Source organism: Pseudodesulfovibrio sp. 7M6, assembly GCF_050058625.1.
Classification (GTDB): Bacteria; Desulfobacterota; Desulfovibrionia; order Desulfovibrionales; family Desulfovibrionaceae; genus Pseudodesulfovibrio; species Pseudodesulfovibrio salinus.
In genome coordinates this window covers 1,191,938-1,204,015 of sequence record NZ_CP188816.1, presented here as the reverse complement: position 1 = coordinate 1,204,015, position 12,078 = coordinate 1,191,938, and the positions used below count along the sequence as shown (strand labels likewise).

Annotated in this window: 9 protein-coding genes; 2 read left to right on the top strand and 7 right to left on the bottom strand. The window is 57.5% G+C overall.

Annotated elements, in window-relative coordinates; genetic code table 11:
* Positions 1 to 37: 37 nt before the first annotated feature.
* Together rpsO and pnp are read left to right on the top strand one after the other, a co-directional pair.
* Positions 38 to 307 carry a 30S ribosomal protein S15 gene (rpsO, locus tag ACI0FG_RS05720; RefSeq protein ID WP_419787590.1) on the top strand — a complete coding sequence of 90 codons (270 nt, stop codon included), beginning with the start codon at positions 38 to 40 and terminating at the stop codon, positions 305 to 307.
* 243 nt (positions 308 to 550) lie between these two features.
* Entirely contained in the window at positions 551 to 2,788 is a 2,238-nt protein-coding gene (gene pnp / locus ACI0FG_RS05715) for a polyribonucleotide nucleotidyltransferase (RefSeq protein WP_419787589.1), read from the top strand.
* A 168-nt stretch (positions 2,789 to 2,956) separates the two neighbouring features.
* Here the strand turns inward: pnp and ACI0FG_RS05710 are convergent, their stop codons facing one another.
* The 7 genes from ACI0FG_RS05710 to ACI0FG_RS05680 all read right to left on the bottom strand — a co-directional run bounded on the left by ACI0FG_RS05710 (position 2,957) and on the right by ACI0FG_RS05680 (position 12,058).
* Complete coding sequence (locus ACI0FG_RS05710) at positions 2,957 to 3,688, bottom strand: substrate-binding periplasmic protein (RefSeq protein ID WP_419787588.1); 732 nt, start codon at positions 3,686 to 3,688, stop codon at positions 2,957 to 2,959.
* Positions 3,689 to 3,866: 178 nt separating this feature from the next.
* Positions 3,867 to 4,676 carry an AmmeMemoRadiSam system protein B gene (gene amrB, locus ACI0FG_RS05705; RefSeq protein WP_419787587.1) on the bottom strand — a complete coding sequence of 270 codons (810 nt, stop codon included), beginning with the start codon at positions 4,674 to 4,676 and terminating at the stop codon, positions 3,867 to 3,869.
* A gap of 15 nt (positions 4,677 to 4,691) precedes the next feature.
* Complete coding sequence (locus tag ACI0FG_RS05700; protein WP_419787586.1) at positions 4,692 to 8,048, bottom strand: tetratricopeptide repeat protein; 3,357 nt, start codon at positions 8,046 to 8,048, stop codon at positions 4,692 to 4,694.
* 64 nt (positions 8,049 to 8,112) lie between these two features.
* The gene (locus tag ACI0FG_RS05695; protein ID WP_419787585.1) at positions 8,113 to 9,129 is read right to left on the bottom strand and encodes a sigma-54 interaction domain-containing protein; all 1,017 of its coding nucleotides are present in this window, start codon (positions 9,127 to 9,129) and stop codon (positions 8,113 to 8,115) included.
* A 219-nt stretch (positions 9,130 to 9,348) separates the two neighbouring features.
* Positions 9,349 to 10,002: a substrate-binding periplasmic protein gene (locus tag ACI0FG_RS05690; RefSeq protein ID WP_419788363.1), complete on the bottom strand. Its 654-nt coding sequence runs from the start codon at positions 10,000 to 10,002 to the stop codon at positions 9,349 to 9,351.
* A gap of 217 nt (positions 10,003 to 10,219) precedes the next feature.
* Positions 10,220 to 11,617 carry an NAD(P)/FAD-dependent oxidoreductase gene (locus ACI0FG_RS05685; protein WP_419787584.1) on the bottom strand — a complete coding sequence of 466 codons (1,398 nt, stop codon included), beginning with the start codon at positions 11,615 to 11,617 and terminating at the stop codon, positions 10,220 to 10,222.
* 114 nt (positions 11,618 to 11,731) lie between these two features.
* The gene (locus tag ACI0FG_RS05680) at positions 11,732 to 12,058 is read right to left on the bottom strand and encodes a flagellar basal body rod protein FlgC (RefSeq protein WP_419787583.1); all 327 of its coding nucleotides are present in this window, start codon (positions 12,056 to 12,058) and stop codon (positions 11,732 to 11,734) included.
* Between the last annotated feature and the right edge of the window lie 20 nt (positions 12,059 to 12,078).

Genomic DNA, 12,078 nt, shown 5'->3' with positions numbered 1-12,078 from the left:
AAGCTAGAGATAAACCCCCAACCAGGAGGATATCGCTGTGGTTATGACGGCAGAAGACAAAAAGAAAGTTATTGAAGAGTACAAGACCTGCGAAGGTGACACCGGCTCCCCGGAAGTCCAGGTAGCCCTGCTGACTGCCCGCATCCAGTACCTGGCAGACCACTTCAAGACCCACAAGAAGGATCACCACTCCCGTACCGGTCTGCTCAAGATGGTCGGCCAGCGCCGTAAGCTGCTGAAGTACCTGCAAAACAAGGACGTTCAGCGCTACCGCGACCTTATCGCTCGCCTCGGCCTGCGCAAGTAGTTCTTTTACAACAGAGTTATTTGGGGGAGACTTCGGTCTCCCCCACCCCTTTTCTCACTTTCTGCGGCGGAGCCGTCTTTTTTCCCACTCCGCTTCTCCCTACGCGATGTTTAGTTGGCTGCGGAAGGCGTTTTTGGGACCCACGGGTTCCAATTGCCCAAAAGCTCCTCCCCAAGCCGGCTAATCCTTTCAGGGGATTACGCAGAAAGTGATTCACCTATTACATTAAAGGTAGGAAATCACATGACAATGATTCCTTTTGACGCCACCAGTGTCTCCACCAAAGTGGGCGACATCGACGTCACCATCGAAACCGGGAAATTCGCCCGCCAGGCTTCGGGTGCCGTGACTATTTCGTCCGGCAAGACCTCCGTGCTGGTCACCGCCGTGACCCAGCCCCTGGCCGAAGACCGCGGTTTCTTCCCCCTGACCTGCAACTATCAGGAAATGGCCTACGCCGCCGGTCGCGTACCGGGCAACTACTTCCGCCGCGAGGGTCGGCCCTCCGAGCATGAGACCCTGGTCTCCCGGCTCATCGACCGTCCCATCCGCCCCTTGTTCGCCAAGGGCTTCTCCGATGAAGTCCAGGTTATCGCCACCGTCCTGTCCGCCGACAAGTCCGTCAATCCGGACGTGCTGGCCCTGACCGGCGCTTCGGCCGCCTGCCACATCTCCAAGATGCCGTTCCTTGGCCCTGTCGTGGGTGCCCGTGTCGGCTATGTGGATGGCAAATTCGTGCTCTACCCGAGCTACAAGGTCGCCGAGGAACAGTCCTCCCTGAACCTTGTGTTCGCCGCCAGCCGTGATGCCATTGTCATGGTTGAGGGTGGTGCCAACTTCATCAGCGAAGACATCGTTGCCGACGCCCTGGCCTGGGGTCAGGAGCAGATCATCCCGCTCCTCGACATTCAGGACGAGCTGCGCGAGAAGGTCGGTGTCCCCAAGCTGGAAGTCGCCGCCCCCGTGCAGGACGAAGAACTGGTCGCCTTCCTCGGCGATTTCATCACCGATGACCTCAAGACGGCCCTCGCCATTCCGCAGAAGATGGAACGCTACGCCGCCAAGGATGCCGCCAAGGAAAAGGCTGTTGCCGCCGTTGCCGAGAAATTCCCGGAAGACGCCGCCAAGCTCAAGGGTGTTGGCGACGTGCTCGGCGTCATGACCAAGAAGATCGTGCGTGAGCGCATCGTCAAGGAAGGCACCCGCATCGACGGCCGCGACACCGAAACGGTCCGTTCGCTGTCCATCGAGACCGGCGTGCTGGCCCAGACCCACGGCTCCGCCCTGTTCCGTCGCGGTGAGACGGCTTCCCTGGCTGTTGCCACCCTGGGTTCCACCCGTGACGAGCAGCGCTTCGACTCCCTGCTGGGTGACGGCACCAAGCGTTTCATGCTCCACTACAACTTCCCGCCCTACTGCGTGGGTGAAGCCCGCATGTTGCGCGGCACCTCCCGCCGTGAAGTGGGCCACGGAGCCCTGGCCGAGCGTGCCATTGCTCCGGTTCTGCCGGACGCGGAGTCCTTCCCGTTCACCATCCGCGTTGTCTCCGAGATCATGGAGTCCAACGGTTCCTCCTCCATGGCCAGCGTTTGCGGCGGCACCCTGTCCCTCATGGACGCCGGTGTGCCCATCAGCGCCCCGGTGGCCGGAATCGCCATGGGCCTGTGCAAGGAAGAGGATGAATACTTCATCCTGACCGATATTCTCGGCGACGAAGACGCGCTGGGCGACATGGACTTCAAGGTGGCCGGTACCCGTGATGGTATCACCGCCATCCAGATGGACATCAAGATCGCCGGTATCCCGCAGGAAGTGCTCAAGAAGGCCCTGGCTCAGGCCAAGGCCGCCCGCACCCACATCCTCGACCACATGGCCGAGGTCATGCCCGAACCGCGCTCCGCGCTGTCCGACCTGGCCCCGCAGATGGCCGTGGTCCACATCGATCCCGAGAAGATCCGCTCCGTCATCGGACCCGGCGGCAAGAACATCAAGGCCATCACGGCAGAAACCGAAGCCGATATCGACATCGAGGATTCCGGCAAGATCTCCATCTTCGCCCCCACCCTCGCCTCCATGGAAAAGGCCAAGGAAATGGTCCTCTACTACGATCAGAAGCCGGAGCCGGGCAAGAACTACCTCGGCACCGTACGCAAGATCCTGGAAGTAGGCGCCCTGGTGGAAATCCTGCCCGGTCAGGAAGGCATGCTGCACATCTCCCAGCTCGACTTCGAGCGCGTGGAGAACGTCCAGGACGTGGTCCAGCTGGGCCAGGAAGTCTGGGTCAAGTGCATTTCCCTGGAGCCGGGCGGACGCATCCGTCTCTCCCGCAAGGCCTGGCTGATGGAAGAAGCCGGCCAGGAAGTGAATCTGGACGACTTCAAGCGCCCCGCTCCTCGTGGCGGTGACCGTGGTGATCGTGGTGACCGCCGCGATGGTGGACGTCGTGACGGCGGACGCCGCGATGGTGGACGTCGCCGCTAGAGACGCAAGCCAATAAAATAAAAATGGCCCGTCCGGACAAACTGTCCGGACGGGCTTTTTCTTTTGCCTGTTTGTTTATGCCTATCTGCTTATTGAAATGGGCAGGCTACAAGAATTCCAACAAAACAGCTAAACCAGCCTGAATACATAGTCCGAGTCAACCTGAAATCAATGCTGGAAGTTGCGCTGCATAATGTCGTCATAAATACCATTTACCTTTAGGTTATCCAGGGCTTCCTGCCAGCGATCAATGGTGGAATCCGGAATATCGCGGGAAAAAGCCAGCCAGGCTGAGGACTCGGCAAAAAGGACATTTGTCCGCTCAAATTCTTCAGGATTGAGTCCCGCCTTCTTGACCATATAGTAGTAGGTCCGTTCTCCCATCAGGACAAGATCGACACGTCCCTGAGCCAGTTTTCTGTAGCTGGAGTCGTAGCTCGGCCCCACATCCAGGTTGGTAAACCCCTTTGCCTTGAGGGCCTGGTGCGTATAGCCATCCCGACGCACGGCAATCTTGAAATCGCCACGGGCATGTTCAAGAGTCCTGGGGCTCAGATAGCTGCCCCGTTTCTTGAAAAAATAGTCTCCCTCACTGAAAACCGGCCCCACCCACTTGAATAGTTTTTCGCGTTCCGGAGTTCGGACAATGGCAAACAATCCCTGCCGCTTGCCGTGTTGAGCCTGCTCGTAGGCTCGCAGCCAAGGCATGATTACCAGAGGATTGTGATCCCCGATCTGCACTTGAATGGCCCGGACGACATCCGGCACAACGCCGAACACGCTCCCACCCACTTCATAGACAAGGGGAGGATAAACTATAGCCTGCAGCGTAATGCTTTCTTCTGCCCAGGACGGACTACATAAAAACAGGACGGCAGCCACTATCAACAAAATACGCATGAATCACCCCAAAGCGAATTGCGATTGCGCCAAGAGCAGTCAAAATAGTCAGTACTATTTTTTTAACGTATTGACGAATAAAAAAACATTTTTTTTGATTAGCTCCAAGTGCGCCGCAGGTATCAGGAAAAGAACCAGCTGGATACCGGCACAGATAAAATGAACCTTGTTCGTCCGGTCAGCGAACCAGCACTCCGGCGTAGCCTACCACCTGCTCATTGTCTCCGGTTACATCGCCGGAGTTGGCATATGCGGCCAGTTCGCCGTGCGTCGCTCCCAGCTCCAGGGCAGCAAACAGACCGACAGTCATGGGACGAACACCGCACATGGTAATCTCGTTGACTCGCACAGTTTCAAAAAGCCGGGCCGGATCAAGGGCAACAGCCGCATCCAGCGCCATGGAATCGAGCTGACGGGCATCATCGCTCGAAATGTAGTGGCTCATGTCCGAGCTGACCACAATGGATACGGGACGGGAAAAGGCCTTGAGGACCTTGCCGATGGCTTGCCCCACCCGTTTGAGTTCTTCAAAAAGATTGGAGGACACGGACAAAGGGACTATAGACGTGGACGGATCGAGCCGCGCCAGAAACGGCAGGACGACCTCCAGGGAGTGCTCCCGCACATGGGCCATGGTATTGGCGGCAATAGTGGAATCCGCCTCCAGAATGGCCGAGGCCAATTCCTCGTCGACAGGGATTTCCGCGCCGGGGATGGCCCAACTCCCTTCTGGCCACAGGGAAAAACGCGTACCGAATCCAGTATGGTTGGGGCCCAGCAACAACACTGTGGATGCCAGGTTCGCCTGAGCCAGCGTCTTGCCGCACACTCCGCCGGAATAGACATACCCGGCATGTGGAACCATGGCCAGCAGAGTCGGCGATTCGCTACGCCCCCCTCCCTGAGCTAAATATTGGTCAACCGACGCATTCAACCGCGCCGGATCACTCTCGTAAAATCGTCCGGCTACACAAGGTTCCCTCAGCATTCCCCCTCCTTCATCCTATTGGATGCCAGGCGCATACTGCTGCGCCTTTTGTTCCAGATCATAGGTTTCCAGCTCTGACTTGGCGAGCGTAGCCTGCAAGGAGTCCGGTTTTTTCTCTATGATGTCCGTCAGGAGCTGCTTCCACTCCTCCATGGCTCCGGCCTTGCGATAGATACGCGCCAGCTTGAAGCGCGTGGAAGCCCACTCCGGGTTGTCCGGCTTGACGTACTTGTCGTACTCCTTGGCCCATTTAAGGGCTTCCTCATAGCGGCCGGACCGTTCCGTCGAATAGATGGACATGAGAACCACGTCCTTGATCTTTTCAGGATCGCCCTTGGTCTGCAGAAGCAGGGACAGGGCCTCCTGGGAATAGACGAAGACCCGACGCAGGTCCTGATTCTCCATGGCGGACTTGGCCATGTAGTACATGGCATAGGCACGAAGGGAGGGATCGACATTCACGTCCTTGGCCAGCTCGGCCCAAAGCGGAAGCGCCTTTGCCTCCTCGCCGAGATTCTGCAACGACATGGCGCGGGCGTATTCCAGCTGGCGCTTTTGCTTTTCCTCCAGCTTCCAATTCTTTCCGGCCATATCGACCAGTTGGGAAATCTCATTCCAGGCCAGACCATCCAGATAAATATTCACGGCCATTCCAAGCGCCTTGTCCGAAATATCGGGCACCTGCTTGGGTTGCAGATAAGGCTTGAGCAACGCCAGCGCCTTCTCCGGCTGACCTACTTTCCAATAGCTCATGGCCACGCCAAGCTTGGTCTGATCGTTGACCTTGGTATCCTTCTTCCCGATGAAATCATACGTTTCCCAGTAGCGGACCACACGGCCATAAAGCCCTTCATCCACCATGCCGGGCACGGCCAGCGCAAACACGGCGTCGCCCAGCTTACGCGCCCGATCCGTCAGCGGGCTGTCGGGGAATTTCTCGATCAGGTCCTGGGCAGCGCTCAACGCCTCCGGGTACTGTTTGTTGAAGGCATACCACATGGCGAGCTTGAGCTGGGCGATGGGAGCAAGGGCGGAATCCGGGAAATCCTTGGCGATCTCCTGATACACTATCTCCGGTCGCTTGTTGTAGGGACGATTGAACACATTGCCCATCTGCGGCAGGGTCGGATCATCATAAATGCCCTCTTCCGCCAGACGCATTTTGGCAACCAGCCCTCCCTCGCTCCGCGGATAGTCGTGAGCGGCTTTTTCATAAATCTGCTTTGCCGCGTCCTTTTCCCCCTGATGGATATAGATGTCGCCCAAACGGGCCAGCACCACATCCGATCCCTTGGCTTCGGGGTTCAGGTTGTAGAAGGTGAAATAATGATTTTTGGCGGCTGCCCATTTCTTCAGGCGCATCTCCACACCGGCTGCCAGACGCAGGAATTCCGGATTCTGCATGTAATAATCCGGCCACCGCTTATCGATGTAGTCCACGATCTGAAAGGCCTGATCGTAAAATCCGGTCCGATCAAGGGAATCGGCCAGATAATAGGCCGCCTGCTTGACCAGTTCATGTTCGGGATAAGTCTGAATGAGATATTGGAACTGATCCGCCGCCTTCTTGTAGTCGCCCTTCCGATAATAGTATTCGCCCCAATAATAGCTGATCGAGGGAATATTGTCGTCATCCGGATACTTGTCCTGAAGCAGCTTGAAATACGCCTTCGCCTCAGGGAAGTTGCCTACCTTGAGGTTGAGCAGCCCCAGGTTGAGCAGAGCATGCGGAACGCGTGAAGATTGCAGATTGGCATTCATAGCCTCGATGTAGGCCGACGAAATGTCCTCAAAATTATCGGCAAGATCGTCCTTGTTTACCTGCCGTTTGATGTCCGCCAACGCATAGAGAGCCTCCTCGCGCATCTGGTCTTCCAGATAGGGACTCTTCAAAACTTCTTCATAAATTCCCTGAGCCTCCGGCAGGTTGCCATTGAACATCAGGGTCTGGGCCTCGTAAATCTTGTCCTTCAAATCCTGCTTGGCGGCCTGTTCGGCAAGCGTGGCGTTGTCCGCAACGGGCGCGTCCCCTGTCTCGGGAGCGGCAGCCTTCTCTCCGGTAGCCACAGATTCGGCCGGGACCTCTTCGGCAGGAGGCGAAGCCGCAGCCTGCTCACCTTGATCGCCCGTAGTCTCAGCCGAAGGTTCAACCCCGACTTTAACCGTAGCAGCCTCTTCTGCCGTGGGTTGCGGCGGAGGAGCGCCCTCCACCACAGAGGGTGGAGGTACCACGGCACCGCCAGCCTGTCCTGCCCCGGAAACTTCGGCCGTGGTGACAGGTTGGGGAACTGCCTGCGGAGATTGACCAGGCGGTGGAGTCACACCGCCGGAGACAACACCATCTGCCTGAGGTTTTGCATTCTGAACAGGCATGGGAGCGGGAGCCACCGTGGAAGACTGCACCGGCTGTGGTTCGGCAACACCCACACCACCAACCTGCCCGGCAACGGAAGAACCAGGAGGCGTCACCACACCGGAGGCAATCTGACCGGCCCCGGAGCCACCCTCCGCAGGCGGAGCTGCGACACTGCCAGCAGCCTCAGGTCCAGCCAATTCCGCAAATTTCACCTCTTCCGCCGTCTTGTTTACAGCCTTGAAGCGGAGATTGTTGCCTGAAGGCGCTACACCGCCATCGGGCGGACTGACAGGCGCAGATGCGACAGGCTGCGGCATATCGGGTACGGGCTGTGCCACCTGGGGTGCTGGCGAAGCCGAAGCAGGCCCCCCCCCCTGGCCGGGCGGTGGAGCCACCTCGGTACGAACGGAATATGGCACGGAGAAAAATGGCTTACGGTCACCATTCGCCCCCGGCTCCGGCGGCAGTTCCCCTTCCGGCGGGACTGCGGCCTGGGTATCGGCCAGCGGCTGGGCCGCCTCCCTTGCAGGCGCGGCTGGCGACGACATGGGCCGCGGAGTCGGTGTTGGAGCAGCGACCGGCTTGGGTGCGGCTGGCTTCTTTGCGGGAGTGGGCTGCCAACGCGCACCAATGGGGTCCCGGTAAATTTGCAGCAGAAACTGCGGCTTGTCCGGCGAGGCAATGCGAATAAAGCCGAATCCGTCGGTACGGGTCTTGATCTCCACGGAATTATCGCCCACCCGCACAGAGCGGACCAGCTTGCCGGGGAAATCCTTGCTGCTCGGCTTGGCCTCAGTGTTCCACACTCCGGCAGGCAAGGTGACCACAAGAGACCGCTTGCCGTTCCGGGTGACGTTAAACTTTGGCAATGAGCCGGAATCAAAAGAAAAAGTCAGCTTGTCAGTGTCGCCCAACCGCTGGACATTAACCCGCAAGGCAGCGGCCGGATGGGGCAGAAACAACCCGGCGGCAAGGGCCCATAGGAGGAGCCAGAGTGAAATTTTGGCGCTTTTCACAGTCACAACGAATGGTTATGCAATTGTCGTGCTACCGGCACTTTCGCCGCCCTCTCCTCCTCGCCTACAACATCCCCCGTTTCTTGAGTTTCTCAATAAGCGTTGTCCGCTTGATGCCTACCAGTTCGGCGGCCTTGTTCTTCACCCCGTCGGCCAGCTGCAACGCCTCATCCAGCAAACGTCCCTCGATGGCCTCCATGAAATCCTTCAGCTTGACCTTCTGGTCATCCATGTCCTTCAGGGTGGGCCAAACAAAACCGGCAGGCCGGGGCGGAGCCACATCCTCAACCCTGGTCAGCGGTTTCTCTCCGATATCTTCAAATATCTTTCCCGGAAGGTCCTCAGGCAATACTTCGGTGCCATCGCAGAGAATGGAAAGGCGTTCCATGAAATTTTCCAGCTCGCGGACATTGCCGGGCCAGGAGTATGTCAGCAGCATCTCCTTCGCCTTGTCGGAAAGGCTCAACCGCTTGCGATCCTTTCTGGTACAGTGGCAGGAGAGGAAATGTTCGGCCAGCAGGATAATATCGCTGCCCCGCTCCCTGAGCGGCGGCAACTGCAGGGGAATGACATTCAGACGGTAGAAAAGATCCTCTCGAAAGCGTCCTGCCTTGACCTCACACTCCAAATCCCGGTTGGTTGCGGCCACCACGCGGACATCCACTTTCTTGATGACCGTACCGCCCACACGCTCAATCTCTTTTTCCTGCAAGGCACGCAAAATCTTGACCTGAAGGCTCAGGTCCATCTCGCCGATTTCATCCAGAAAAATGGTCCCGCCGTCCGCCAGTTCGAAACATCCGGGCCGGGAGCGCACCGCGTGAGTAAATGCCCCCTTCTCGTGGCCGAAGAGTTCTGATTCCAGCAGTTCCTTGGGGATGGCTCCACAGTTGATGGGGACGAAGGCGGCTCCGTGCCGGAAGCTGTTGCGATGCAGGGCGCGGACCAGCAATTCCTTGCCGGTGCCGGATTCGCCCGTGACCAGTACCGTACTGTCCGTTGGGGCAACTTTGCCCAAGACCTTGAACACCTCGGCCAAAGCCGGGCTGTTGCCGATGATGCCGTCCAGGTTCAGGGCCATTGTTCCTCCGTAATCACGTGAAAATGCAATCAAAGGAGAGAGGTCTCCTCGGACTATATCTTTAAATATACATTCTCCCTGTCAAGAAACTGACAGGCTGTCAACGGAAAAGGAATTAATTATAAAAAAAATCTAGAAAAAAATTAGCGTTCCGAAAGGCGAAGCACGCCTGCTCCGGATTCATCGGGGTAAGAATAATGCGGTAACACGCTATCATACCTACTCTTTCACCAGCTCATCCAAAGCTCTATCGATCCGACGCACCCATTTATCCGGTACGGCCCGACTATACATCAAATAACGGCAGATACCCTGCTTGATATCCACCAGATGTTTGCTGACAAAACGGGCTGCCTCCAAATGATTCTTGCGCAGCAGATGGCTGAGGGATTCCGGCGCGACAACAATGTAGGAAAAGCGCTCTTCAGCCAGCATCCGAATCAACTGGTCATAGCCACCGACAACCCGGCAGGCATTGGGGGAGGCTTTTTTGATAATGGATTCGGCGACGGGGCCAAGGGAATAGCCGTCCAAAAGACCGACGCGAAGCGTTTTCTCGTTCAGCAAATCGGCAAGGCGGTCCAACCCTTCAAAACGATTCGCATTCTTTTTCAGATAAACGGCATTCAGCTGTTTATTCTTATACATACATCTGGAAAAACGATATACCCTTTCTCTCTCCGGCGTCTTGAACCAGCCGATGGACACGATGGGCCTGTCCGACTGCATGTTACTCAACACCCGCTTGGCAGGCAGACATTGCCAGGAATGAATGGGAACCTCGGCACGCTCGAAGACCCGCCGGGCAAGCCTGAGCAGCGAGCCATCCGGCTCCCCCTTGCCATTTACGAAATAATATGGAGGAAAATCCACATATTGGACTACGAGCCCTGTCCTCTCACTTTCCGCAAAACACCTCCCGCCGGACAAAAGAATACAACTCGCTATCACAAGCGAGGCCAAAAGGATTCTCGTCAGAGGGAATTGGGAAGATATCAATACAGGGCCCTTCACTTCTTCTATTTTCCACAACGTAGATCAATGAAGAATAAAAGAAAAGCCCTGTATCAGTTATTGCGAAAAGGCAGAATCAACTCCGGCGGACGATCTCCTTGGCCGGGATGAGCGCTGTTGCCGCCGCCCCCACGATATTACCGGCCACCCCGGGTCCATCCCCGGCCACAAACAGTCCGTCTACAGCGGTCTCAAGGTGTTTCCGGGTTTCCACCTGGGTGGCAAAGAATTTGATCTCCGGCGCGTAGAGCAGGGTTTCGTCATTGGCAACACCGGGCACAACCTGATTCAACTGCTCCAACCCATCCATCAGGTTGGTGACGATCCGCTCCGGCAGGGCCATGGCGATATCGCCGGGCACGGCATTCTTGAGGGTCGGTTCGATGTAGCCGCTGCCGATACGGGCCCAGGTGGACCGCCGCCCCCGCCGCAGATCGCCAAAGCGTTGCAAAATGGGCTTGCCGCCGCCGATGAGCGTTGCCAGCCGTCCTATGGACTCGCCATAGGCCTGATTATCTTCCACCGGATCGGTCAGCACGACCTTGGAAAGGAAAGCGAAATTGGTGTTGCTCGATTTCGTGTTCATCAGCGCATGGCCGTTGACGCAGACAAAGTCCTGATAGTTCTCCAGAGCCACGAACCCGCCGTAATTGGTACAGAAAGTCCGGGTCAGATCGTCATACTTATTGGTGCGCACGAAAAAGGTCGGGTCATAGATGACCGAGCAGATATCCTGCATGATCTCGTTGTGCACCTCCACCCGCACGCCCACCTCTATACCGCGCTGAGAGACGTCGATGCCGTGGTGCCGGACCACTCCGGCCACCCACTCCGCGCCCACCCGGCCGGGAGCCAGGATGACGTTCTTGGCCGTGTACTCACGCCGGTTGGAAATAGCGCCCCGCACACGGCCGTCTTTCACCACCACATCCTTGACCTCCTCGGAGGTATGAAAGGTGACGCCCTTCTCGATAATGTATTCCGCCAGAGAAGCGATATGGCCGGGCAGGTTGTCGCTGCCCAGGTGCTTTTGCTTGATAACCAGCAGATCAATGCCGTGTCGCCTCGCCTCCTTGCGGATCTCTCCGGCCTTGTCCATGTTGGTGGGGAAAACCTTGCCGTCCATGCCGAACCGGTTGAATATCTCCTCGGTCTCGTCAATGAGGGCCTTGGCCTCGGATATGCCCACAAACTGGGTAAGGTCAGTCTTGCCCAGCTTGTGGATGTAGTTGAGCTTGCCGTCGGAGAACAGCCCGGCCCCACCGATGCCGCAGAGGATATTGCAAGGGCGACACTTGATGCATTCCTGGTCCCCGGACAGAGGGCAGTTCCTCGCCAACGGCCGTTTGCCCTTGTCGATAAGCAACACGGAAAGCTTGGAGTGTTCTGAGAGATGATATGCGGCAAACAGCCCTGCCGGGCCGCCGCCCACAATAATTACGTCGAAATCGGTCTTCACTGTCTTCGGGGTCATGGTAATCTCCTGTACGCAAGTATGGCCCGTGTCGAGCCGCCCCATCAGCGGGACGCGCGCGAACGGGCCATGATAGTCCGTAAGTCAGGAAACAAGAAAGTGTCAACCGCCGGGTCAGGCGATCATGTTCAGCAGATGGCCGGTCATTTCATCGGAGGCGCGGATGGCGGCGACGTTGGCGGAGAAGGAATCGGCGCGGGAAATCATATCCACCATCTCCCTGCCAACGTCCGTGTTGGAACCCTCGACCCCATTCACCAGAGGACCGGCCGTCGTTGATTGCCGAATGTCGGCAACACGAACGCCCTGCCCTTCCGGGCCGGACTCGAACTCCACCGACGAGGCCTTGAACCCGTCGGTGTTCATGTTGGCCATATTGTTGGCCGCTACCTGCTGGTCCACTCCAATGGCGGACAGGGCGGAAATGTTGGATTCCGACATACGCTTCTCCCCCTTTGCAG

Excerpts from the sequence above, each read along its gene's own strand:
- ACI0FG_RS05685 (WP_419787584.1), bottom strand. The coding sequence starts at position 11,617 with ATGACCCCGAAGACAGTGAAGACCGATTTCGACGTAATTATTGTGGGC.
- amrB (WP_419787587.1), bottom strand. The coding sequence starts at position 4,676 with ATGCTGAGGGAACCTTGTGTAGCCGGACGATTTTACGAGAGTGATCCG.
- pnp (WP_419787589.1), top strand. The coding sequence starts at position 551 with ATGACAATGATTCCTTTTGACGCCACCAGTGTCTCCACCAAAGTGGGC.
- ACI0FG_RS05710 (WP_419787588.1), bottom strand. The coding sequence starts at position 3,688 with ATGCGTATTTTGTTGATAGTGGCTGCCGTCCTGTTTTTATGTAGTCCG.
- ACI0FG_RS05695 (WP_419787585.1), bottom strand. The coding sequence starts at position 9,129 with ATGGCCCTGAACCTGGACGGCATCATCGGCAACAGCCCGGCTTTGGCC.
- ACI0FG_RS05680 (WP_419787583.1), bottom strand. The coding sequence starts at position 12,058 with ATGTCGGAATCCAACATTTCCGCCCTGTCCGCCATTGGAGTGGACCAG.